23 protein-coding genes and 1 pseudogene are annotated in these 24688 nt (G+C 59.0%); 17 read left to right on the top strand and 7 right to left on the bottom strand.

Going from position 1 to position 24688, the window contains the following annotated elements:
* Positions 1–67: 67 nt before the first annotated feature.
* The 4 genes from LVY75_02020 to LVY75_02035 all read right to left on the bottom strand — a co-directional run bounded on the left by LVY75_02020 (position 68) and on the right by LVY75_02035 (position 3863).
* A complete protein-coding gene (locus LVY75_02020) occupies positions 68–1306 on the bottom strand; it encodes a sugar ABC transporter substrate-binding protein (protein ID XAZ20764.1) in 1239 nt (412 codons plus the stop codon).
* A gap of 40 nt (positions 1307–1346) precedes the next feature.
* Positions 1347–2372, bottom strand: coding sequence for a LacI family transcriptional regulator (locus LVY75_02025; GenBank protein ID XAZ20765.1), 1026 nt, complete (start codon positions 2370–2372; stop codon positions 1347–1349).
* Positions 2373–2556: 184 nt separating this feature from the next.
* Positions 2557–2910 carry a hypothetical protein gene (locus LVY75_02030; protein ID XAZ20766.1) on the bottom strand — a complete coding sequence of 118 codons (354 nt, stop codon included), beginning with the start codon at positions 2908–2910 and terminating at the stop codon, positions 2557–2559.
* 38 nt (positions 2911–2948) lie between these two features.
* Positions 2949–3863, bottom strand: a complete 915-nt coding sequence (locus LVY75_02035) for a diguanylate cyclase (GenBank protein XAZ21293.1) — start codon at positions 3861–3863, stop codon at positions 2949–2951.
* 286 nt (positions 3864–4149) lie between these two features.
* Between LVY75_02035 and LVY75_02040 the strand changes: the two genes are divergently transcribed.
* On the top strand, positions 4150–5121 hold the full coding sequence (locus LVY75_02040) for an alpha/beta hydrolase (protein ID XAZ20767.1): 972 nt from the start codon (positions 4150–4152) through the stop codon (positions 5119–5121).
* 52 nt (positions 5122–5173) lie between these two features.
* Here LVY75_02040 and LVY75_02045 read toward each other — a convergent pair whose 3' ends face one another.
* Positions 5174–6070 (bottom strand): LysR family transcriptional regulator, encoded by an 897-nt coding sequence (locus tag LVY75_02045; GenBank protein XAZ20768.1) that lies wholly within the window; start codon positions 6068–6070, stop codon positions 5174–5176.
* Positions 6071–6178: 108 nt separating this feature from the next.
* Positions 6179–6505, bottom strand: coding sequence for a hypothetical protein (locus LVY75_02050; protein ID XAZ20769.1), 327 nt, complete (start codon positions 6503–6505; stop codon positions 6179–6181).
* Positions 6506–6865: 360 nt separating this feature from the next.
* Between LVY75_02050 and LVY75_02055 the strand changes: the two genes are divergently transcribed.
* A complete protein-coding gene (locus tag LVY75_02055; GenBank protein ID XAZ20770.1) occupies positions 6866–7969 on the top strand; it encodes an NADH:flavin oxidoreductase/NADH oxidase in 1104 nt (367 codons plus the stop codon).
* 116 nt (positions 7970–8085) lie between these two features.
* Positions 8086–9204 (top strand): NAD(P)/FAD-dependent oxidoreductase, encoded by a 1119-nt coding sequence (locus tag LVY75_02060; GenBank protein XAZ20771.1) that lies wholly within the window; start codon positions 8086–8088, stop codon positions 9202–9204.
* Positions 9205–9266: 62 nt separating this feature from the next.
* On the opposite strand, the gene LVY75_02065 is transcribed toward LVY75_02060, so the two are convergent.
* A complete protein-coding gene (locus LVY75_02065; protein ID XAZ20772.1) occupies positions 9267–10241 on the bottom strand; it encodes an aminoglycoside phosphotransferase family protein in 975 nt (324 codons plus the stop codon).
* A gap of 311 nt (positions 10242–10552) precedes the next feature.
* On the opposite strand from LVY75_02065, the gene msrA reads away from it, so the two are divergent.
* The 14 genes and pseudogenes from msrA (at position 10553) to LVY75_02135 (ending at position 24688) form a co-directional block, all read left to right on the top strand.
* Positions 10553–11065, top strand: coding sequence for a peptide-methionine (S)-S-oxide reductase MsrA (msrA, locus tag LVY75_02070; protein XAZ20773.1), 513 nt, complete (start codon positions 10553–10555; stop codon positions 11063–11065).
* A gap of 121 nt (positions 11066–11186) precedes the next feature.
* Positions 11187–11375 (top strand): hypothetical protein, encoded by a 189-nt coding sequence (locus tag LVY75_02075; GenBank protein XAZ20774.1) that lies wholly within the window; start codon positions 11187–11189, stop codon positions 11373–11375.
* 40 nt (positions 11376–11415) lie between these two features.
* Positions 11416–14490 (top strand): AAA family ATPase, encoded by a 3075-nt coding sequence (locus LVY75_02080; GenBank protein XAZ20775.1) that lies wholly within the window; start codon positions 11416–11418, stop codon positions 14488–14490.
* Between the two features lie 64 nt (positions 14491–14554).
* Positions 14555–15694: a YcaO-like family protein gene (locus LVY75_02085; GenBank protein XAZ20776.1), complete on the top strand. Its 1140-nt coding sequence runs from the start codon at positions 14555–14557 to the stop codon at positions 15692–15694.
* Positions 15695–15703: 9 nt separating this feature from the next.
* A complete protein-coding gene (locus LVY75_02090) occupies positions 15704–16447 on the top strand; it encodes a TfuA domain-containing protein (protein XAZ20777.1) in 744 nt (247 codons plus the stop codon).
* Between the two features lie 44 nt (positions 16448–16491).
* Positions 16492–17676 carry a hypothetical protein gene (locus LVY75_02095; GenBank protein ID XAZ20778.1) on the top strand — a complete coding sequence of 395 codons (1185 nt, stop codon included), beginning with the start codon at positions 16492–16494 and terminating at the stop codon, positions 17674–17676.
* A 19-nt stretch (positions 17677–17695) separates the two neighbouring features.
* Positions 17696–18238: a hypothetical protein gene (locus tag LVY75_02100; GenBank protein XAZ20779.1), complete on the top strand. Its 543-nt coding sequence runs from the start codon at positions 17696–17698 to the stop codon at positions 18236–18238.
* 259 nt (positions 18239–18497) lie between these two features.
* Entirely contained in the window at positions 18498–19208 is a 711-nt protein-coding gene (gene queC / locus LVY75_02105) for a 7-cyano-7-deazaguanine synthase QueC (protein ID XAZ20780.1), read from the top strand.
* Positions 19208–19564 (top strand): 6-carboxytetrahydropterin synthase QueD, encoded by a 357-nt coding sequence (gene queD / locus LVY75_02110; protein XAZ20781.1) that lies wholly within the window; start codon positions 19208–19210, stop codon positions 19562–19564. Before queC ends, queD begins: the two co-directional genes overlap by 1 nt.
* Positions 19561–20289, top strand: coding sequence for a 7-carboxy-7-deazaguanine synthase QueE (gene queE, locus LVY75_02115; GenBank protein XAZ20782.1), 729 nt, complete (start codon positions 19561–19563; stop codon positions 20287–20289). Before queD ends, queE begins: the two co-directional genes overlap by 4 nt.
* A gap of 182 nt (positions 20290–20471) precedes the next feature.
* A pseudogene (locus LVY75_02120) lies at positions 20472–21195 on the top strand (FadR family transcriptional regulator).
* The gene (locus tag LVY75_02125) at positions 21192–22358 is read left to right on the top strand and encodes a PLP-dependent transferase (GenBank protein XAZ20783.1); all 1167 of its coding nucleotides are present in this window, start codon (positions 21192–21194) and stop codon (positions 22356–22358) included. Before LVY75_02120 ends, LVY75_02125 begins: the two are co-directional and overlap by 4 nt.
* Before the next feature lie 37 nt (positions 22359–22395).
* Positions 22396–23658 carry a sugar ABC transporter substrate-binding protein gene (locus tag LVY75_02130; GenBank protein XAZ20784.1) on the top strand — a complete coding sequence of 421 codons (1263 nt, stop codon included), beginning with the start codon at positions 22396–22398 and terminating at the stop codon, positions 23656–23658.
* A 94-nt stretch (positions 23659–23752) separates the two neighbouring features.
* The gene (locus LVY75_02135) at positions 23753–24688 is read left to right on the top strand and encodes a sugar ABC transporter permease (protein ID XAZ20785.1); all 936 of its coding nucleotides are present in this window, start codon (positions 23753–23755) and stop codon (positions 24686–24688) included.

Genomic DNA, 24688 nt, shown 5'->3' on the forward strand with positions numbered 1-24688 from the left:
TTATAAGGTCTTCTAGCTTTGAATCGGCCGGGGAACTGCCACCGTCCCCCGGCCACGGCCGGGAGAGTTATTGGCCGCTGTCGATGATGGACTGCATCTCGGACTGGGCGTTCGAGAATGCGCCATCGACGTCGTCACCGAAGATTGCTGCGTTGGTGAAGGTCGCCCAAGGTCCGTTGGCGCTGTTGATCAGATCATTGAACTGCAGCGTGTAGGGTGTCTTGGCCACAGCGATTGCCTTCAGGCCCACCTGCATGCGGGGGTCGAGCCCGGCAAGCACCTGGTCGGCAATATCGCCGCGTGTCGGCAGGCTGCCGTATTTCGCCAGGACTTTCTGGCCGTCCATCGAATAGATGTATTCGAGGAATTCCTTGACCGCATCGATCTTCTTCGTGCCTTTGGTGATGACGAAATTGTCGCCGCCGGCAAAGGACGAAGTCTTGCCGTCGACGCTGGGGATCAATGTCACGCCGAAGTTGATATCCGGATACTTGGTGACCAGCGTACCGATGGCAAAGGCGCCGAGGCTCTGTTGGCCGATCTTGCCGTTGGTAAAGCTCAGGAAGCTCGTACCATTGTCGCTTGCTGCACTTGCCGGAACGAGATCCTTTTTCACCATATCGCGATAGAAGCCGACCGCCTTGCGCATCTGTGGAGTATCGAGCGTCGCGGTCTTGCTATCCTCCGAAAGGATATCGGCGCCGGCACCCCAGACGAGTGGCGTGAAGGTGAAGATCATGCAGCCGCCACAGCCACCGCCCGAGAAGTAGAAGCCATAGGTATCGTCGCCGAGCTTGCGGATCTTTTCAGCGTTCGCCTCGATTTCCTCCCAGGTCGCGGGCGCCTTTTCGGGGTCAAGACCGGCCTTCTTGTAGAGGTCCTTGTTCCAGGCGAAGACAGAGGTTTCGACTGAAAGCGGCAGGCCGTAGATCTTGTCCTGATAGGTGCCGAGCTTGACATGCGACGGCGACAGCGAATTGAAATAGGGCAGGCTCTTGGCCCAGTCCGTCAGGTCTTCGAGCTGACCTGCCGCGGCAAAGGCCGGTGTGTAGATCAGGTCCATCGACAGGGCATCGGGCGCCTGGCCGCCGGCGATTGCCGTTGCATATTTCTGCACCAGTTCGCCGAAGGGCACTTCGGTGGTGACGACCTTGTTTTCATGGCTCGCATTATAGGACTCGACGACCTTGTTGAAGGCATCGCCGATACCGGTGCGGACCCACATTTCGATCTTTTCGGCAGCAGAAGCTGTCGAAACCAGGCAGAGTGTGGCAAGGCTGGTTGCCACCAATAGACGCTTCATCATGGCTCTCCTCCCAATAAGGCGCGTCTCCTTCGCGCCGTTGCTATATTCCGAGGGTGTCTCCCCCGCATGACTGCCGCACGACGAGACGGCACGGCAGTTTCCTGATGCCAGGCTCCACCGGACGTCCCTCCGCAAGCGCCAGAACCGTCAATCCGGCCTGCCGCCCCAGTTCCTTCAATTCCATATCGACCGTCGTCAGCGGCGGGCGCGTCTGGCCGGCGACAATCTCCCAGTTGTCGAAGCCGACGACCGAAACATCCTGCGGCACCCGGATGCCGCGCTCGCGCAGCGCATCGATGACGCCGCGCGCAATCTGGTCGTTGCCGCAGAAGATGCCGTCGGGCTTTTCGCCGCTGCCGCTCCACAATCTTGCGACGGCTTCGTGGCCCCAGCTTTCCGACCATGCTCCAAACAGAACCGGCCGCTCCTCTCCCGCAACCTTACGATAGGCATCGGCACGCTCACGCACCGAAAAGAAATTCTCAGGTCCGGTGACATGCACGATCCGCTTGCGCCCGAGCTTTGCCAGCCATTCGATGGCAAGCCGCGCGCCCTGCGCATCATCAGAACTGAACGTCACGGTTCCCGGCGCTCCCTCCGTGAAGGCGTAGACGACGGGCACGTTCAAATTCGACAGGTCGATCGGCAGCCGTCTGTCCAGACGCTTTCCGGTGGCGATAATGCCGTCGACCTGTTTGTCGAGCATCGCCTCCACATGAATCTGACCAAGTGCCGGATCCTCCTCGATCGCGCACAGGAAAACCGAAACGCCGTGATCAACGAGAGCATCCGATATGCCGGCCATGACCGGCAGGGTAAAGCGACCATAGGTATCGTTGGTAAGAAGCCCGATCGTGAAGCTGCGCTTGCTGAGCAGCCCTCTCGCCAAAGCGTTCGGTCTGTATCCGATCTCTGCCGCTATGCGCTTGACCCGCTCGCGCGTTTCCAGTCCCATCCGGCCTGTATCGTTGAGTGCCTTCGATGCCGTCGAGATGCTGATTCCAGCTGCCGCCGCGACGTCATGAATGGTAATCCGGCCTCTTTTTTCTCCTGTTGTCTCCAGCAACCCCTCCCATCGAGCTTGCGATGAGAAAAGCTTTTCTCAACAGACTTGTCAAGTGGGAAAAGGTTTGCGCAATTGCTTTGATCTTGAGCGAAGTTGCAGAAGATCGACGTACGATGGCCGATGATGAGCCGGCTTTTGGTCGAAGCCTGGCGCTGCGGCCTTGTTAGTGTGCGAACGCAATCACTTACAGATAGCCGACGTGGTCGCCGAACGGGACATCTTCATCCAGGTTGCCGCTGCCGATGCGCTCGCTCTCACCGGAAAGACGTTCTTCGTCCGGATCAGGGGCCTCGACATGGGGGTGGGTGGAATGATGGTCCAGATGCCGGCCCGCTGCCGGATCATCATCCGCATCGATACGGTCTTCGTCGCTGTCAGCGGAATGATGCTCGTCTTTTTTTCCACTGCCGGCGGTGATCTTTGCCTGTCGCTCGGCGACCCAGGCATTGTCGGGTTCGGAGCCGATGGAGGTGCTGTGGTTTACGTGTGTGGCCGAGGAGGGTGCGGTGGGCGAGGTGGGCGCAATCTTTTCGACCATTGGAATTCCCTGGCTTATGGCCCGACTGGCAGGCTTGTCTATGATTTCTGTCGCCCAAGCGGGTGCGCGTGGGGATCGATGCTGATCTGGTCGCGACCCCTCATCTTGGCCGCATAGAGCGCCAGGTCGGCCCTGCGATAGATATCATTGGCATAGTCTCCGCTCATGACACAGGCAATGCCTGCGGAAAAACTGTAGCGGAAGCTGAGTTGGTCGGCCAGCGGACGGGACTGTCTGACGGCAACCAGCATGCGATTGACGATTTCTGCCGCTTCCTCGGGAGCCGTGTTCGGAAGAACCAGAACAAATTCCTCGCCGCCCACGCGGCCGAGAATATCGGTCTTGCGCACCATGCTCTGCAGAGTAGCGGCGAAATCCTTGAGAACGGCATCGCCCGCAGTATGGCCGAAGCGGTCATTGATATATTTGAAATTGTCGATGTCGAGAACTGCGAGGCAACCGACCTTCTCGGGCTGGTGCCCATAATTGCGCACCAGTTCCTCGAGCTTTGACATCACGAAACGTCTGCTCGGGATGCCTGTGAGCTCGTCGGTCTGGGCGGCCTTGATTGCGCTGTCGCGATCTTGCCGCAGCGTCCTCTGATCGGAGCGGATCGATGTCACGTCGCTCGCAATACACAGCATCCAGCCATTGGCCTGCATGGTTTCGGTCATCCATAACCAACGGCCATCATGAAGGTCGGTCTCAAAAGCGCGAAACCCGCTTTTTCCTCGGCGGGCAAGCGTTGACAACAGCCAGCTCTCAAAGTCGGTCGCGGCAATGATCGTTCCGCGGCGGGCGTGAAAGTTGCGCCGCATCAGCTCGGCCCAGAGGGGCTGTTCCTCTTCTGTGACAACCCAGGCATCGCGAAACGCGCGATTGGCAAAACGCAGCCGGTCGTCCTGGTCGTAGACCGCAACCATGACGCCCGCAACGTCCATCAGCTGCGCCATTTGCAACATTGCTTCCGTGTCAGCCAAGGTCATCATGCCCTCAGAACAGATCATCATCAGCTTGCACTATCCGCCCCGCGTGAAGAAACAGTTAGCCGGTCTGCATATGCGCAGAGCGTTCTGACATCATCAACAGTTGCGGTGCAATTCCTGCCAGGCTGCAATTATTCCCACAAGTGGAATAATACCTTCCGCATTCTGCAGATTAACGGATTCCGGTGAATGGCTATTGTTGGTCCCAGGCCAGCAAGGGCTGTTGGCGAATTTGTCAAAACGGAGAACTGAGATGAACAGACTGATCCTTTCCCTGATGCTGGCAACCGTCAGCTTTGCTCCCCTTTCCCAAGCCGTCGCCGCTCCTGCCAAGCAGGCTGCGATCACCGAGCAGGCGCCGGTGACCGTGCACTATCGTTCGGCCAAGATCGATGGCGTCAACATGTTCTATCGTGAAGCCGGTCCGTCTGATGGTCCGGTCGTCCTGCTTCTGCACGGCTTCCCGACATCCTCGCACATGTTCCGCAATCTCATTCCGCTGCTCGCGGATCGCTATCACGTCATCGCGCCTGACTATCCGGGCTTCGGTCAGAGTGATGCACCCGATCACACCAAGTTCGCTTACACTTTCGCCCATTACGCAGACATGGTCGATACGCTCATGAACGAACTCGGCGCCGAGAAATATGCCATGTATGTCATGGATTATGGCGCACCGGTCGGCTACCGTCTGGCTCTCAAGCATCCGGAACGGGTGACCGGGCTGATCGTCCAGAACGGCAACGCCTATGAAGAAGGCCTGCGAGAGTTCTGGGATCCGATCAAGGCTTACTGGGCCGATGACTCCAAGGAAAAGCGCGAGGCCCTGTCCAACCTTGTGGTCCTCGAGACCACCAAGTTCCAGTACACGGACGGCGTCAAGGACCTCACCCGCATCAGCCCCGACAACTGGGTTCACGATCAGGCCCTGCTCGACCGTCCCGGCAACAAGGATATCCAGCTCGATCTCTTCCACGATTACGGCACGAATGTCCCGCTCTATCCGCAGTTTCAAGCCTTCTTCCGCGAACGCAAGCCGCCGACGCTGATCGTCTGGGGCAAGAACGACAAGATCTTCCCCGAAGACGGTGCACATCCTTACCTGCGTGATCTTCCGGACGCCGAAATGCATCTCCTCGACACCGGCCATTTTGCCCTCGAAGACAAGCTGGATGAAATGGCTCCGCTTATTCACGACTTCCTCGACCGCAAGGTCGCAAAGTAAAAATCGCTTATACGAGAGCCCGCGCATTCAGGGATGAATGCGCGGGCCTTTGCTAATTGAAGTGCCTGTTGGACCTCAGTTTTCCCACCGCAAAATCGATGAAGCTCCGTACTTTTGCCGAAGCATGCCGGCCTTCCGGATGAACGACGTGGATCGGCAGGGCTTCCTCCTCGTAATCGGACAGGATCGTGCGCAGTTCACCTGACTCGAGCTGCGGTGCGATCTGATAGGACAGGACGCGCGTCAGGCCCCAGCCGGAGGCCGCCGCCGAGATGGCAGCTTCATTGGTGCTGCAGAAGAGGCGCGGATTGACCCGCACGGTCGACTTCTTCTGCACGCCGAAACGCCATTCGAGCGATGTCCATGCACTGGTCGATGCGATGATGCGATGGCGCGACAGATCGCTTGGGCTCATCGGGACGCCGTGCTTTTCAAAATAGATGGGCGACCCGCAGATGACACGTCTCACCTGGCCGACACGTGTTGCGGTGAGGCCCGAGTCCGGCAGATGGCCGATTCGGATGGCCACATCGATGCCCTCATCCACCATGCTGACAACCCGGTCGACGAACAGGCCGCGACCGATGACATCGGGGTAGAGATCGAGATATTCGGTCATCAGCGGCAGGACGAACATTGTCCCGAACATGGCCGAGGTCGTGACGGTGAGGGTGCCTGTCGGTTTGCCGTAGGCGCCGGCAGCGATGGCTTCCGCCTCCGAGAGATCGGCGAGAAGCCTTTGGCAGTCAGCAAAATACTGGGCACCGGCTTCCGTCAGTTTGACAGATCGGGTCGTGCGCGTCAGGAGGCGTGTCCCAATGACGTCTTCCAGGGCGGACACGATGCGTGTGACTGCCGGCGGGCTCATGTGGAGTTGCCGTCCTGCATCTGCAAAGCTCTCGGCCTCCGCCACCTTCACGAAGACCCTCATTGCCTGCCATCGATCCATGCGCGCCACATTCTCGTGAAAATCTCGGTCCCGCACCAAGCTTTAAACGCTTTTATTCCGATCGCAATCTGTCGGTCCCATAGCGTCAAGCCGCTGAACGGCAATCTTTTATCTGGCGGGCGATAGGTCCAGTCTCCTGATGAGGGCGGGCAGTTCCGATGCGATGTCCGGAACGCCGAAAGCCGTCAGTTGCCGACTCGCGACCATGCTTGCCTCGTCGTCGCCGGCTTCGATCGCCAGTGCGCATTTCACGGCGATATCGACAAGCAGGTCGAAGCTGCCTCCGCGTTTTGCAGCATCGATCTCCGCGCCGCTCAACGCCAGATGTTTCGCCTCCGCCTCCAGCAATCGGACAGCGTGGGGATCATGTCTCGCGTTTGCGATGGCCAGTTCGATTTGTACGCGCATCATCGGGGTTATGAGATCTTTACTCACTTCATTCTCCATAGGCTGCGAATAGCGGTCGTCTCTTCGCTCGCCGTTTCGAGCCTGTCGGCAAAGATGTCGGGTGACGCTTTGGCTGGTGGAGCGATCGCGAGCCGTTGGCCATTCGCAGACGGAACACCGTCGACGCATTGGTACACCTGGCCGCATTGGGCTTGAACAGGGGTTCTGCTGAAGACTTTCTTTCCAATAGCGAAACAATCGGAGAAAGCCGCTCCGCTGAGGCTTTTTTTGCAAAAGCGGACCCACACCAAAGAACAGTTCCTGACACGCGGAGGCTCTGCTAACCGTCTTAAAACGCCGACAGAGTGCTATAAACCGAGACAACTGCATTCAGCTTCGAGGAACGCCATGCCCCAACCCGTCCTGTTTTCTCCTTTCACCGTGCGCAGTCTTGAACTCGCCAACCGTATCGTGATCGCGCCCATGTGCCAGTACTCGGCCGTCGACGGTTGCATGACGGACTGGCATCTGATCCATCTTGGACAGTTGGCGCTTTCCGGTGCCGCACTTCTGACCATTGAGGCAACCGCTGTCGTTCCCGAAGGACGCATCACCTTTGCCGATGTCGGCCTTTATGATGACGCCTCCGAAGCCGCGATGGCCCGTACGTTCGAAAGCATCAGGAAATGGTCGGATATGCCAATTGCCGTGCAGTTGGCGCATGCCGGCCGCAAAGCCTCGACCGAGGTTCCCTGGAGAGGCGGCGGTCAGTTCGCGCCGACCGATCCGAACGGATGGCAGACCGAGGCACCTTCCGCCGTTGCCTTCAACCCGAACTACGTGCCGCCAACTGCGCTCGATCGCGATGGCATGAAGCGGGTCCGCGATGCCTTTGCCGCTGCCGCACGGCGGGCGGCGAAAATCGGCATTGATGCCGTTCAGATCCATGGCGCTCACGGCTATCTGTTGCACCAGTTCCTGTCGCCCTTGTCGAACCAGCGAACCGACGACTATGGCGGCTCGCTGGAAAACCGCGCCCGCTTTCCGCTGGAGGTTCTCGATGCCGTGAGGGATGCCTTTCCCTCCGATCGGCCGGTGACGATGCGCGTTTCCGCGACCGATTGGGTCCAAGGTGGTCTGGAGATTTCCGAGAGTGTGGAATTTGCCAGGATGCTCGAAGCACGGGGCTGTAACGCCATCCACGTATCGAGCGGCGGCCTGCATCCCTCCCAGGCGATCCCGATCAGCCCGAGCTACCAGGTGCCGCTCGCACGAGCAATCAAGAGTGCCGTCAAAATGCCGGTCATCGCCGTCGGCCTGATCACAGAGCCAACGCAGGCCGAGGCAATCGTGGCGACCGGGGATGCAGACCTCATCGCACTTGCGCGAGCCATCCTCTACGATCCTCGCTGGCCGTGGCATGCAGCCGCCGAGCTCGGCGGGCAGGTCAAGGCAGCCAATCAATATCTCCGCTGCCAGCCGCCGCAGCTCAAAAACCTGTTTGCGAAATAGGACCGAGCGCAAATATCCGCGCGCGGAAAGCGCTGTCTGCGTGATCGTTCAGGCGGCTGTCTGACACCATGATAATGATGTACCCTTCGGCTACGTTAAATGGGCGGGAGGGGCTCATGACCGATACGGGCACAGTGATCGTCGGAGCAGGTCCCGCCGGTCTTGCCTGTGCGGCGGCGCTCAGGAAAAATGGCCGCTCCTCGTTAATTCTCGAGAGTGCAGACAATCTGGCTGCCTCGTGGCGAAGGCACTATGATCGGCTGCATCTGCATACCGCCAAGGCCCATTCAGGGCTGCCCGGAATGCCGATGCCGGGAGAGTTTCCAAGATATCCCTCGCGGCTGCAGGTAATCGACTATCTCGAAACCTATGCCCGCGCCAACGATGTCAGGGTACGGTTTGGCAAACCGGTCACGCGTATCCGGTGGGAGCAAGGCTGGATCGTCGAGACGATCGATGGAGACGCCTTCGACGCCCGAACCGTGGTGATCGCGACCGGGCTTTCCAAAGCCCCGATAAGGCCCGTCTGGAAAGGCCAGGAGAGCTTCGCGGGGAAGATCTTGCATTCCTCGGAGTTCGCCAATGCAAAGGCATTTGGCGGGGGCCGGGTGCTTGTCGTCGGCTTTGGCAATTCAGCCGGCGAGATCGCGCTCGAATGCGCTGAGGAGGGTCTTGAGGTCGGCATGTCTGTGCGCGGGCCGGTGAACATCGTCCCGCTGGAAATGTTCGGAATTCCAACCGCGACAATCGCCATTGCGCAACGTTACTTTCCGTACCGACTTGTCGATGCCCTCAACGCGCCGCTTCTGCGTCTGCGCTACCGCGACATGGAGAGATTGGGGCTGCAAAAATCCACCGATGGTCCTCTGACCAATATCGCGGAGAAAGATCGCACACCCCTGATCGATATTGGAACCATGGCAGAGATCAGGGTCGGGAAGATCAGAATATACAAGGGCATTGAAAGCTCGGATCGTCAGCAAGTGCATTTCGCCGATGGCCGATCGGCGGATTTCGACATCATCGTCCTGGCGACTGGTTACCGGCCCTTGCTGGAAGCAATATTGCCGGATTTTGCCGAGAGATTTGATGGCGCCGACAGGCCGAAAAAAGGAGATCTCCAGCCGGGGAGTGACGGTCTTTATTTCTGCGGGTTCAATCCGGCCTCAACAGGCCTTTTGCGTCAAATCGGCATCGAAGCCATCAGCATTGCCCGATCGATAGCGGAGCGATGAACGAAGCTCGGATCGATATCCCATGAGAGCCAATGTCGGGAATGGCGGCTTCAGTAACGACGTCAAGAGCCAGGTCCCGTGGTCATCGTGCGGAGATCCCGGATCAATCCGCCGGGACCGTTTTCGTTGGTGGGTTCGAGGCCGAGCTTCGTCTGCCAGCACCACATGCTGACCCGATGGAACAGCGTATAGAGCCAGAGGGCCCGCTCGATATCGGGATGATCGAGAGCGCCGTAGCCCTCGAGGATGGGTTTCCGGCTGCGCGGATCTTCATGTGCCGAACAGAAGAGCGCCTTTGCAAGATCGAAGAGCTTGTCCGCTGCCCGCGCATTGCCGAAATCGACAAGCCCACTGAGCTGAAGTCCGCCTGGATCGGTGCGCAGGGCCAGCACATTGCCCTGATGAAAATCGTCGTGGCAGAGGACGGCACCGCTGCTTTCCCGCAGGAGGTCGAAGCTTCCTTCTGCCAGTTGCTGCAGACGACGCCCAAGATCGGCATCGCCGCCGAAGTCGCGGAACCGCCGGAACACATCCTCGAATGCTGATGTCATATAGTCGGCATTCGTCGGCATCGGTTTGGCGATCCCGTGGCCGAGTACGTAGCCATAGGCCGGCATCGGCATTGCATGGATGTGTCTCAGCAATGCACCCATCTGGTGGTAGGCATTGCCGATATCCGGCTCCGCCACCCACCCGCGTAGCGAGCGGCCGGGCAGCAGCGGCAGTAAGGCATATCGCAGCGGCAAGAGGCTTCGCGACTCGTCGATCTCAAGCCATTTTGGCGCAAGCGGCGTCAGTTCCGTGAACCAGCCGGTCACAAGCTTTTCCTTGGCCGGTCCCCATTCAGGTTCGTCGGGATAGATCTTGAGAACCAGCGGTTCGCGGTCAGCGCCGGCGAAGTCGATCCTGTAGACCTCCGTGCTGCCGCCATGAAGGCGGGCAAAGCCGTCGGCGACACGCCCAGGATCGAGATTTTGGACGATCCGCTGGATGGTTTCCCTATCGAGCTCCAGGGTCGTTCGTTTTTCCGGTGCCATCTGTAGTCCCTGGACGACGCGCGCAGCCATTTTTAAGATGCGAGGCCAGAAGTTGCGTACTGGAAAAAGCCCACCCGGATGATCGGTCGGCGCGGGGTGGGCGCAGAATGCTGTGCCCAATACAGCCGGTCAATCTCGTTCCGTCGAAATATGCCTTGGCTTTGCGAGCTTCTGGAAGCCGGACGTCTCTTGATGAAGGTTTCGATGTCACTGTGGTGGACTGGCGATTATTGAGCCGAGTACCCATATAGGCGTCAACGAAGCGCACCTGACGATTCCCGTCCAACTCGCGCATTGGAAAGGACAGTTCTATGACGACAGAGCGTGCAGTACTTGCTGGCGGCTGCTTCTGGGGAATGCAGGACCTTATTCGACGCCTTCCCGGCGTTGTTTCAACGCGTGTCGGTTACACCGGTGGAGAAGTCCCCAATGCAACCTACCGCAATCATGGCAACCATGCCGAAGCGATCGAGATCATCTTCGATCCGCAAAAGACGAGCTATCGCGATATCCTGGAATTCTTTTTCCAGATCCATGATCCATCGACCCGCAATCGCCAGGGCAATGACATTGGCGCAAGCTATCGGTCCGCAATTTTCTATGCTGACGAGACCCAGCATCGCATTGCCGAGGACACGATCGCCGATGTGGATGCTTCGGGCCTCTGGCCCGGGAAGGTCGTGACGGAAGTCGTTCCCGTCAGCGATTTCTGGGACGCTGAGCCGGAACACCAGGACTATCTCGAACGTATTCCGAATGGCTACACATGCCACTTCGCTCGTCCGGGCTGGAAATTGCCGAAGCGGCAGTCGAACGTCGCTTGAGCGTTGTCGACCAGGAAGGTTGTCGACCAGGAAAATTGAACGGATTTGACGAGCGGCGGCCTTCCGGGCCGCCGTTTTGATTCACGAGATAATTTCTATCTGTCCTTATGGCTTCCGCATCATGATCAAACTCTTGTTTGATCATCTCGCTTGGGTGCCTGCCGCCATCGTGAAATCCACCGCATTCGGCGAGGGCGATGCGAGGAAATTGCACGCCCCGCTGGCGCTTTTTCCAACGCCATTCAACGCACCGGCGATCATGCATTTTGTCCGCCGACAATGCGGAAAACGTATGTTATCGTTTGCTTGAATAGAAGTGATTGTCGATGTTTTGAAGGCAGGAGCCGCGTATGACTCGCGACACGCCAATCGATAAACAGGGGCGGTCTGCAAGTATCACGACCGGCGATAGCCGCTCTTCTGAAATTCATGGCGAGCGGCGGGTCGTGACTGCGCTTTGCTATGATCTGGTCGGCTCTACAAATCTCTTCAATCTGATGGATCTCGAAGACTACCAGGATCTGCTGGCGGCCTTCCTGCAGGCGGCGCGCCAATCCATCACCGCGCATTCCGGCGTCATCCGGGTCGAAGCCGGGGACGGCGGAGTGGCGCTTTTCCCGATCGAACTCGGACCGAGAGATGCAGCATCGGCTGCGATCCGCGCCGGCCTTGGAATCGTTGAAGCGTGCCAGCGCCTTGCCCGCGATCTCAAGCGCGATGACATGCAAGTGCGTGTGGGGGTCGCCACTTCCGTTGCCCTCATCCGGGAAGCGCAGTTGCAGAACTGGATACACGAGCCCGTCACGGGTGCCGCACTCGCTCTTGCAACACGGCTCGAGGCCGCTGCCCAGCCAAACACCGTCCTGGTTTCGGACGAGACGCGAAATCTCGCCGGTCGCTCCCACGCCTTCGTATCGGAGGGCACGCGCCTGTTGAAAGGCTTCTCGGAGCCCGAAAGTGTCTGGAGAGCGATCGGCCACAAACGGGAGGTTGACCGGTTTCACGCCTTCGGAAGGCTGGACGGCACTTTCATTGGCCGTGTCCACGAACTCGAACGGATCGGGCAAGCCTGGACTGCCGCCGCTGAAGGCAAGGGCAGGATCCTTGTCGTCACCGGCGAGGCCGGTATCGGGAAGTCGCGGATGCTTCGGCAAGTCAGGCGAATGATCCATGCGGAGCCCGCAAGATCGCTGCTCTTCCAATGCCTGCCGGGAGGCGTTCGCTCGACGCTTCACCCGCTGCTTAACAGTTTCCCCCAGCGCCGATCCGAAACCGCTGGCGGCGGACGCCTGACGGTCGATATGGTTGCCGCCCAATTCGCTCGACAGGGTATTCAGGATCCGGAAGTCATCGACATTTTTTCTTATCTACTCGGTGCCGATGGGCGCAATGAAGCTCTCGCAGGCAGTTCCCCCAAAGTGATACAACAGCGCGCACGACAGGCGCTGTCAAAGGCATTGAGCGTCATCTGCGAGGAAACGCCGCTGGTCATTGCCGTCGAGGACATTCACTGGATCGATCCGACTTCCGAGCATCTTCTTCACGAAGTGGCCCGGCTCGTGCCCACGCTGCCTGTGCTGCTGATTGTCACCTGCCGACCCGGTTCTGAGGCCGGCATGTTCGACGCGGACGCCGCGGAACATATTTCCCTCGGCCCGCTCGATCGCGATGAAACACGGCTGGCGATCGCGGCGCGCTGGCCGACGGATCGCCAGGATGCACTACCGCAGCTGTTCGAAGTAACCGAGCGCATATCCGGCGGCGTGCCGCTTTTCATCGAGGAAATATGTCAATGGGCCTCTGAAATAACGTCTAGGGACGCGATGAGCGTGCCCCCAAACACCTCCCGCAGCCATGTTTCCGCCTTCGAAGGAATATTGGACTTGCGGCTCGAACACCTGGGTCCGGCCAGAGACGTTGCCCGTGCCGGAGCCGTTGTGGGTGATCGTTTCACCATTCCGCTGCTTCGCGCGTTGCTGCCGGACACGAGCAGGAAATCGCTCGTGCATGCGGCCGAAACGCTTTGCGAGACCGGGTTCTTGACCCGCGTGCGTGCTCATGGCGATGTCGCATATGGCTTTCGCCATGCTCTGATCCAGGAGACCATCTATAACGGCCTACTTAAGACCCAGCGTCAGCTTCTCCACCGGCGCCTGTTCACGGCAGCAAACAGCAATCGTCCGGTCGTAAATTGGCTGGATGCGGGCGCACTTGCCCAGCACGCAGAGTCCGCAGGCCTCCGGGAGCATGCGATTGCATTGTTCATAAAGGCCGGAAAGGAGCTCGCCAGACGTTCGGCAATGGTCGAAGCGCGCCACCATTTTGAACGCGCCTTGGCGCTGTGTGAGACCGTTCCCGGCGGTGCCGCCGATGGCTTATACCTCTCGGTGCTGACCGAGCTCGGGCCGCTGCTGACGGCAACGGTCGGTCCCAACTCGGCACCGGCGCGGATCCTTTACGAAAAAGGCGTCGAGGTCGCACGACGCCAGGCCAAGGAGGATCAGCCCAAGTGGTTTCCGGTCTATTGGGGTTGGTGGCTGACCGGGCAGAACTTCATGGAGATGCGCAGCCGTGCCCGTGAAGTTCAGGTCATGCTTTCGGGAATTGCCGATCGCGAGATCGAACTCCAGGTCAATCATTCAATCTGGGCGATCGAGTTCAATGTCGGCAGGCAGGAAGATGCCCAGAAAGCGATAAGGGCGGGGCTTGCGCTTTACGACAATGAGGCGGCCAAGGCGAGCCGCAACGTGTTCGGCGGCCATGACGCGAAGGTCTGTGGTCTCGGACAGTTGGCGCTATCCCTCTGGCTGACCGGCCAGACCGAGGCTTCAAGCAAGGCGCTTGCCGATATGGTCGCCTTTGCGGACAGCATCGCTCATATGCCGAGCAAGGCGCACTCGCTGGATACCGAGGCAGTATCGGCATTCTACCGCAACGACCATGCTCGTCTGATCGAGATTTCCAGCAGGATGGGTGATTTCGCGAAAAAACACGAACTGCAATCCTTATCTGCCCTCGCAATGCTCTTTCGCGGATGGGCGACTGCGCATGTTGAAAATCTGTCCCGCGGCCATGAGATGTTCCGCACGGGTTTGGCGCTCCTGAAGGAGCTTGGGGCTGTCGCGGATCTGCCGATCTATCTCTATATGCATGCGACCATGCTCGGCCATGCGCGCAAGTATCAAGCTGCGATCGATGTCGCCACCGACGCGATCCGTGAAGCGAGGGCGACAGGCCATGGTTACTGGCTAGCCGAACTCCACCGGCGTCGCGCGCTGCTGCTGTCGAGCGCCAAGGCTGAAAAGACGGCGCTCCTGTCCGATCTGAGAATCGCCGTCGCCATCGCGGAAGAGCAGGGCGCGGTTGCCTTGCTGCACCGGACGCAACGGTCCTTGAAGGAGCTCGGCCTTGCTGGCGAGTTCTGACATTTGCCCTGCAGGCGTCAGCGAGATGCTCTCGGCATTCTATGCCGGGATCAGAGATGGAAACATGTCTCCTACATCGGCAGGATCGGACCCCGAAGATGCAGAGGCTTATTTCCGCTCCCTGCTGCCTCTCTGTCGTCGCGCCCGGATCACACGCATCGCCGACCTGACCGGCCTCGACCGGATCGGGATTCCGGTCATCCAGGCCATACGACCCGCGGCATTGTCCGAAGTCACCTCGCTCGGCCGCGGATTGTCCAAAGCGACTGCTGCCATCGGTGCAATCATGGAGTCGCTCGAGCGCTATTACGCCGAGGCAATCCCTGCTTCTCGCGTCTTCGTGTCGACTGCAGAAAGACTGCAGGTTGGCGCCGGATTCTTCGATGGTTTCAGTCCCGCAGCTTCTCGGGAAAATTGGCGCGAGCGCGAGATCGACTGGATCATGGGCGTCGATATTGCGACCGGCGCTCTCACCCCCGTGCCGTTTGAACTTGTGCATACGATCTACACCGATCCACCACCTCGGCGTGACGGCGTCTTTCTGCGCACCACGACCGGCCTTGCATGCCACCGGTCAGACCTTGCCGCCTTACTGCATGGGCTACTGGAATGCATAGAGCGGGATGCGATGGCGCGTGCTTTCGAAACCCACGGCCTTATGGACCGGATGAGGCTGTCGTTGTCGGGACTGGGAGCAGCGGCTCAAGATCTTCTGTCACGCATCGCCGAGCACGGAATATCGGCCGCCTTCTGGTATGCGCCATCGCCAGCAGGGATCCCGGTCGTCTGGTGCCAGACGATTGAAGCTGGCGAAGGCGAACCCACGCTCGCGCTGCCGACGGAAGGTTATTGTGCCGGTCTTGATATTCATCAGGCGGCGTTCGGCGCGCTGCTTGAAGCGCTGGCGGCCCGTGCCGGTGCGATATCCGGTGCGCGTGACGATCAGACGCGGAGACATTATCTGAGGCCGAGCAAGGCAATGCTTGCCGACGCGCGCGATCTCATCCTTGGCAAAAACGCTCAATCGACCAATTTTACCGGTGTTTTGCCGCCTGCCGTCGACCTCGTTGATCTTCTGGAGCGGGTCATCGCTGCTGGACTGGGGCCGGTTCTTGCTGTTCCGGTTGCTTTGTTGAACGATCCGAGCATTCGCTGCGTGCGCACGATCCTCGCTGGCATGCGCCCCTTTTCCGTCGAGCGGTGAGGATCCGGAATGGATCAGAGCAAGGACGGCCCAATACTCGTTTTTCTCGGTCCGACCCTGCGTTTGCCAGAGGCGCAGTGCCTTCTCGACGCAATATACCTGCAGCCTGTTTCGCAGGGAGACATCATCCTTGCCGCGCACGCGTTTCGCCCGAAAGCGATGGTTTTGATTGATGGCTTCTTTGAAGACAGACCCGCCGTGCGCCATAAGGAAATTCTCTGGGCGCTGTCGCAAGGCATCGTGATGATCGGCGCGGCAAGCATGGGCGCGCTCCGGGCTGCAGAACTGCACCCGTTCGGAATGATCGGTGTCGGCCTCATCTATCGCTGGTACAGGCGGTGGCCGCTAACGGCGGAAGATGCCGTCGCAGTCCAATGCGGGCCTGCCGAACTCGGCTTCACGCCTCTCACGGAGGCCTTGGTCGACCTTCAGCGCAGTTTTAAGGCGCTCTTTCGTCATGGCCTGATCTCCAAAGCCGAGATGGATGCCGGTACCGCGGCGGCCCAACGGCTTAATTTTCGGGAGCGCTCCCTCAGAAAGGTAGTGATTGCAGCGCAATGGCTGCCGGAGAAGGCAGCCTTGCTCCGCAGCCATCTCATTATGCAGAAGAAAGCCGATGCCAGACTGGCACTGCAACTCGCTCCTGCACTCTCGAAGTTAAAACAGGAGAAGCTGCCCTGTACGATAACCAATACTTTCCTTCGCGATCTGGAAGCCGGATCTATTGACATCAAGTTAATTAGAACTTACTAATTTAATAAATTGCCATACAACTCATCTCACCGAGGAGTTGAGCTATGGAATTATATCCCGACATATCACTTGAAAAGTCCGCGCAGGCTCTTGGAACGCGATGCTGGATATTTCCCCAGCCGCCTTTTATCCTTGGCTATGAGCAACCGGACCGGGTTCTGCTGTCCATATTGCCTGATGAGATTGGCGATGGTCCAAGCGACATCTTGATGTATGTCGCCGATCCGCTGTTCGACAAGGAGCCCTACGGTTTCAGCGGTTTCCCACCCTATCGCGGGCCTCGACGGCGCTCCGTCCGATCCGGCCCTGATGGTCACTTTGACAGCCTTGATCCGAGATCACGCGATTATCTCGGCGTTCATGCCTATGCCTGCGTTCATTTCGTTCTGGACGTCTGGCGCAATTATCTCGCCCGACCGATGCATTGGTTCTTCTCCGATTACTATTCAAGGCTCGAAATCATTCCCTTTGTCCGGTGGAACAATGCGCATGCGGGCTTCGGCTTCATCGAGCTCGGCTGCTCCGAAGCAGGTGGCGAAGAATCGCCCTATGCGTTGAATTTCGACACGATCGCTCATGAGATCGGCCATCTGGTCACGCTCTCGCAGATGGGACTTCCAGACAGCCTTTCCCGTGACGCGGATTTCTTCCCGTTCTCCGAGGCCATCTCGGACAGCATATCGTTGATTTCATTTCTGCATTTCGAATCGGCCATCGACCGGCTGCTGCGCCGGACGAAAGGAAATCTCCTCCTTTACAACGAACTCAATCGCTTTGCCGAAACAAGTCCGGAGACGCAAATTCGCCTTGCGACCAACTTCCGGCGCATGTCTCAAGTCACGACCGAGGCCCATGATCGCTCGTTGCCTTTCCTCGGTGCGATCTTTGATACGATCGTCGAACTTTATCACCGTGAGCTGGTCGCCAGCGGCTGCGCCGATCATCGTCTGCTCTCTGTCAATCTTCGCGATCTGACGCAGGACGAGTTTGACTGGTTCCGGCAAACGACGGCGGAGGCTTTTCGCGACAAACCGCTTTTCTTCAAGCTCGCCTTGATCAAGGCGAGAGATTCAGTGGGAGGGGCAATCGGTGCTGCACTTCATAAGCTGGATCCGGGCGCGATGCGTCTTGGGGATGCCGCGCTGGCTATTGTCTCGGCTGCGGATATACGGGCCGCCGCGCAACTGGAGGAAAACTTTGTATGGCGTGAAATCATCGGCTCGAGGTGAGCCAGAACAGGAGGGGAAAATGAGCTGCTGCTCTGAAAATCCGTTCGTCGGAACAGGCAATCTGCCATTCAATCCAAGCGAGGTTCGTCTCTATGGACGAAACGAATATTGTCCGCCCGACGAAGCCCAGCAGCGATCCGAAGCTGCCCAGGCAAAACCTATCCGGGATGGTGGCGTTGAAGCCGGCAAGGACAAGATCAAGCTCAGGGTGGACAACTGCCACATTCTGATCGATCCCGGGAAGGTCGACATAGTCAGCATCGGCGTGATCTATGGCTATGCCTATGAGGGACACTGCTACAAGCTCCCGAAACCGCGGATCATGTATCTCCCGGTCAAGGCCACGGAAATAGAGGGGGATGACTGCGGATGCGATTGCGGCTACTCGAACGCACTCGGCTATTCCGTCTGGTCGCTGGACAAACTCGAACGCGTGATTGCGCTCGATGTGCGCTCCGACGATATCAAGACGCTGATCCTTGACGAGAACCTTCCCGGTAACCGTTCGCCACTCGCCTATGCGCAGACGCAATCGCTGGCGCCGCAGCGGCTTCGCGATTGAGAACCGGCAAGCGTCCGGATCAAGGCCTGCCTGCTCTCCGTTCGACGCCAGGACGGAGAGCAGGCGTCACCTGCTCGTCCCGGTCCGACACGACGCGACGGTCTGTCTTCGCGAGAGGCGTCCCGCATGTCCTGCAGGTGCTTCTGCATTGATGGTTCTTGCCGGCAAAGTTACTGGACTTTGCGGCATCGGAAGTTTAGTACGTGCCTCCGCTAACCGGTCGCAGCCCACCCGGTTCAACAAAACAAGGGATCCTAAAATGAAAGTACTTGTCGTCTGCTCAGGCGGACTCGACTCCATTTCGCTTGCATACAAGATCGCGGCGAGCCACCAACTGATCGGCCTGATTTCCTTCAACTACGGTCAGCGGCATGTCAAAGAGCTGGAATTCGCGGCACTCTGCGCACAGAAGCTCGACGTTCCGCATGCCATCATCGACGTCTCGAACGTGGGCAAGCACCTGACCGGCTCCGCCCTCACGGACGATATTGAGGTGCCAGACGGCCACTATGCAGAGGAGACGATGAAGGCAACGGTCGTGCCGAACCGGAACGCCATCATGCTGGCGATTGCATTCGGGCTGGCCGCAGCACGTCAGGCAGACGCCGTGGCGATCGCAGTCCATGGCGGAGACCATTTCATCTACCCCGATTGCCGGCCGGGCTTCATTTCGTCGTTCGAAGTCATGCAACAGCATGCGCTCGAGGGCTATGCAAACGTCAGATTGCTCGCTCCCTATGTGAACGCTACGAAGGCCGACATTGTCATCGATGGCGCCAGGCACCGAACGCCATTTGCGGAGACCTGGTCTTGCTACAAGGGCGGTCGCCTGCATTGCGGAAGATGCGGTACTTGCGTCGAGCGTCGCGAAGCTTTCCATCTCGCCGGTGTCGAGGATCCGACCGTCTATGACGATCCGGATTTCTGGATTGCTGCGACGGGTGGGTACAGAGCAGAAGAGGCGAAGTGATGTACCGGATCACCAAGGAGTTCCATTTTTCCGCCTCGCATCAGCTGTCCCATCTTCCTGACGACCACCAGTGCGCGCGTCTCCACGGGCACAATTATATCGTCGAGGTCGAGCTTTCGGCCTCCGACTTGAACGAGGACGGCTTTGTCCGCGACTATCACGAGCTTGCGCCTCTCAAACGGTATATCGACGAATGCTTCGATCACCGGCATCTCAATGATGCGCTAGGCCATGAGCGGGTAACGTCAGAATGGCTCGCCAAGCATTTTTACGACTGGTGCAAGGAAAGGCTGCCGGAAACATCGGCGGTCAGGGTAAGCGAGACGCCGAAGACATGGGCGGAATATCGCCCATGACGGTCAGGGAGCAAAAGATCCGCATCAGCGAAATATTCGGACCGACGATCCAGGGGGAGGGGCCGCTCATAGGCCTTCCCACAGTCTTCGTCAGAACGGGCGGATGCGACTATCGCTGCGAATGGTGCGATACCCTCCATGCCGTCGACAGCGCCTTCCGCGACGAATGGACGCCGATGTCGGTCGACGACATCTGGTCGAAAGTGGAAGCGCTCTCTCAGGGCTGTCCGCTGACGATTTCCTTGTCTGGTGGAAACCCGGCAATTCAGCCACTTGGGCCGCTGATAACCAGGGGAAAGCGCGACGGCTATCAATTCGCTTTGGAAACGCAGGGCTCGATCGCCCAGGACTGGTTTGCAGAATTGGATCATTTGATCCTCAGCCCCAAACCACCTTCTAGCGGCATGGGATTCAAGGCGGGTGAACTAAGGGAGTGCGTGGCAGCTGTACGCAATGGTCCCAGGATCGCTATGAAGATCGTCATCTTCGATGAGCTTGACTACGCTTTTGCAAGGTCGGTCGCCAGGGAGTTCGAAGAGCTTCCGATCTTTCTCCAGCCGGGCAATCACACGCCGCCGGTGGAAGATGAAGTGCTGATCGATCTCGACGGCATTCTCAACCGCATGCGTTGGCTGGTCGATCGGGTCGCCTCGGACCGGTGGTTCGACGCGCGCGTTCTCCCGCAGCTCCACGTTCTGCTCTGGGGAAACATGCGGGGCGTGTGATCGCCTCCAAGGAAATCTCGGACCGCCGGGGATTTGCGACCTTGTCGCCGGTCCCTGCGGCGTCGCCATCTATCCGTTGAGAGGAACGTAAAACTGCCTTGACGGCTTCCCATCTTTCAGAAATGCTAAGATGTCAGACCAATTTAATAGGTCGGCTGCCTTGAAAAAGAACCTGGGGAACCATGAAGGCAAATGCTAGCGACCGGCCGGTAATCCGGCCCCTTCCGGCGATGGATCGCGCGCGTCAGGTGACCGATGCGCTGGCGCATTATGTCGAGGATGCCCGGCTTCAGGCGGGTGACCGGCTGCCGGCGGAGCGCGAGCTGATGGCGGCCCTGGCCGTCGGGCGTTCCACCATTCGTGAAGCGATCCGGCATTTCCAGGCGCTCGGCGTCATCGAGACGCGCAAGGGCAGCGGAACCTATCTACTGAAACCGGTTTTCTCGCGATACCGTTCATATGCCGCTGTCACTCGATACGACGCATCTGCGCGATGTTCTGCTACAGACGCTGGAAGTTCGCCGCGGCATTGAATGCGAAGCCGGCATGGTGGCTGCACGCCGGCGCACCGGGAAGGATCTCTCGCTCATCGAGGAAAAGCTCTGCGAGATGGAGCGGGTGCATATAGCCCAAGGCGCATCGGGTCCGGAAGACCTGGCCTTCCATCTGGCGGTCTATGATGCCACCCATAATCCGCTGTTCCGCCAGCTTCTCGAGCAGATGCGCGAGACCTTCGAACGGTTCTGGACGCATCCTTTCGACCGGCAGGACTTTGCCCGCCGGTCCTTTCCCTTTCACCGCACCCTTTTCAACGCCATCGCCGCCCAGGACACCGAAGCGGCGCGGCGTGAGACACTGAAAATCCTCGACGTGGTCGAGGAAGACATCAAGGAAATGTCCCGATGACTGACGGCCTCGAACCGTTCGACCTTGCCTCGCTGATCACCGCCCATGACGAAGGCAACTTCGCCGAAGCGGTCGTGCCGCCGATCTTCCAGACGTCGCTTTTCACTTTCTCCGACTATGACGACATGATCGCCTCCTATCGCGGCGAAAAGGTGCGGCCGATCTATACGCGTGGCCTGAACCCGACCGTGCGCATGTTCGAGGAGATGCTCGCAAAGCTCGAAGGGGCTGAAGATGCGTTGGGCTTTGCAAGCGGTATGGCGGCGATCTCGTCTGCCGTTCTGAGCTTTGTGGAACCGGGCGACCGCATCGTCGCCGTCAAGCATGTCTATCCGGATGCCTTCCGGCTATTCGGCACGATCCTGAAGCGAATGAAGGTCGAAGTGACCTATGTCGACGGTCGTGATGAAGAGGCGGTCGCCAAGGCGCTGCCGGGTGCCAAGGTCTTCTACATGGAAAGTCCGACGAGCTGGGTCATGGAAGCCCATGATGTCGGCGCGCTGGCGGCACTCGCCAAAAAGCACGGCGTGGTCACAATGATCGACAACAGCTGGGCGAGCCCATTCTTCCAGCGGCCGATAACGCTCGGTGTCGACCTGGTCATTCATTCGGCCTCAAAATATCTCGGCGGCCACAGCGATGTCGTCGCCGGTATCGTCGCCGGCTCGAAGGAGATGATCGCGCGCATCAAGGCCGAATCCTATCCCTATCTCGGTGGCAAGCTGTCTCCCTTCGATGCCTGGCTGCTGATCCGGGGGCTCCGGACTTTGCCCTTGCGCATGCGGGCACATGAGGCAGCGGCCTTGACGATCGCTCAGCGCCTGCAGGCGCTCGATGTAGTCGAGCAGGTCTGTCATCCGGGCCTTGCCAACCGCTTGCCCAACGGCCTCAACGGCACGTCGGGCCTCTTTTCCTTCATATTCCGCGAGGGCATCGATGTCAGAGCCTTCGCAGATCACCTCAAGCTTTTCAAACTGGGCGTAAGCTGGGGTGGACATGAAAGCCTGATCGTACCGGGCGAGGTGGTGCTGCAGCAAAAGGCACAGCCGAATTCCGCACAAACCTTCGGTATCAGCCCGCGATCTGTGCGCCTCCATATCGGCCTCGAAGGAACCGAGGCCCTGTGGAGGGATATCGAGGAGGCGATTGCTGTCGCCTCTTAACTGAAACCTCACAAACAACGACGGAGGGGAACCGAAAATGAAAAAGCTTATTCTTTCAACGCTCTTTGCAACCACGATGATGGCAGGCACGGCCTTTGCGGACACGACGCTGAAGCTCGTCGAAGTCATCACCAGCCCAGAGCGCACCGAAACGCTGAAGTCGATCGTCGGCAAGTTCGAAGCCGCCAATCCCGGCACCAAGGTCGATATCATCTCGCTGCCCTGGAACGAAGCCTTCCAGAAGTTCGCGACCATGGTTTCGGCCGGCGATGTGCCCGACGTGATGGAAATGCCCGATACCTGGCTGTCGCTCTATGCCAACAACGGCATGCTCGAGAGCCTCGAGCCCTATCTTGCGAAGTGGGAGCACACCAAGGAACTGACGCCTCGCGCGCTCGACCTCGGCCGTGACGTCAATAACACCGCCTATATGCTGCCCTACGGCTTCTATCTGCGCGCCATGTTCTACAACAAGAAGCTGCTCGCAGACGCCGGCGTCAAGGAACCACCGAAGACGATGGAAGACTTCACCAAGGCCTCCGAAGCCGTCTCCAAGCTGCCGGGCAAATATGGCTACTGCATGCGCGGCGGTCCGGGCGGCCTGAACGGCTGGATGATCTTTGCCGCCTCCATGGCCGGCAGCAACAAGTACTTCAACGAAGATGGCACCTCGACCATGAACAGCGAAGGCTGGGCAAAGGGCATCGAGTGGATGGTCGATCTCTACAAGAAGGGCTATGCACCGAAGGATAGCGTCAACTGGGGCTTCAACGAAGTCGTCGCCGGCTTCTATTCCGGTACCTGCGCCTTCCTCGACCAGGATCCGGATGCGCTGATCGCCATTGCCGAGCGCATGAAGAAGGAAGACTTCGGCGTCATGCCGTTGCCGAAGGGGCCGGCCGGCAAGTCCTATCCGACTATCGGTTACGGCGGCTGGTCGATGTTCACGACGAGCCAGAACAAGGACCTCTCCTGGAAGCTGATCGCCACGCTCGAAGGGCCTGAAGGCAATATCGAGTGGAACAAGAAGATCGGCGCTCTGCCGGCCTATACGGCTGCCGAGAAGGATCCCTTCTACGCCGGTGACCAGTTCAAGGGCTGGTTCGAGGAACTCGCCGACAAGGACACCGTCCCGACGGTCATGCCGACCTACCTCGAGGAATTCGCCTTCTTCAAGGATTCCGTGGCGATCAAGACCTCGCAGCAGGCGCTGCTCGGTGACATCTCGGCCAAGGATCTCGCCGATCAGTGGGCCGATTACCTCACCAAGGCGCAGCAGAAGTTCCTGGCCAAGAAGTAAGGCCAAAATCGCAAACGGCGGCGGATATCTTCCGCCGCCGCTCATGCAACGACAGACGGCGCGCCGAAGTGCCGCAAGGGGAAGTATCGGGTAAATGACTATCACCGCCGACACGCTCGAGATGCGCCACGACCGCCGGCCATGGCTGCGGCGCCTGGCCGATGCCTCGGAGCCTTATCTCTATAGCGCGCCCTCGTTGATCCTGATCATTGCGGTCATGCTGGTCCCGCTGGTGGTCGGCGTTTCCTATGCCTTCCGCGATATCCAGCTTCTCAATCCTTTTTCAGGTGGCTTCGTCGGGATCGAGCATTTCCGCGAGCTTGCACAGGACAAGGCCTTCTACGGCGCGCTCAAGAATACGCTCTGGTGGACCGGCGCTTCCGTCATCCTGCAATTCATCTTCGGTCTCATCCTCGCCCTCCTGCTCGACAAGCCGTTCTGGGGCAGGGGCGTCATTCAGGCGTTGGTCTTCCTGCCCTGGGCCGTACCGTCATTCCTTGCCGGCCTGAACTGGGCCTGGCTTTTCAATCCGGTCATCGGGCCGATCCCGCATTGGCTGTTTGGGCTCGGGCTGATGAGTGAGCCGGGCAATATTCTCTCCGATCCGCAATATGCGATGTGGGGGCCGATCATCGCCAATGTCTGGTGGGGTATTCCCTTCTTTGCCATCACGCTGCTCGCAGCCCTGCAGGCGATCCCGCGCGATCTTTATGAAGCGGCCTCGATCGACGGTGCCGGCTGGTTCCAGCGGTTCAGGTCGATCACCTTGCCGTTTCTGGCGCCGACGATTGCAATCACTGTCATGCTGCGCACCGTCTGGATTTCGAATTTCGCCGATCTCATCGTCGTCATGACTGGCGGCGGCCCGGCGGACAGGACGCAGATTGTCGCGAGCTACATCTTCACCCAGGCCTTCAAGCGGCTCGATTTCGGCTATGCCTCGGCGATTGCGCTGGTGCTGCTAGTCCTGCTTCTCGCCTATTCCATGCTGATCATCCTGCTGCGGCAGAGCTTGCTGGCCAAGGATTGA

Source organism: Sinorhizobium sp. B11 (genome assembly GCA_039725955.1).
Lineage (GTDB): Bacteria > Pseudomonadota > Alphaproteobacteria > Rhizobiales > Rhizobiaceae > Rhizobium.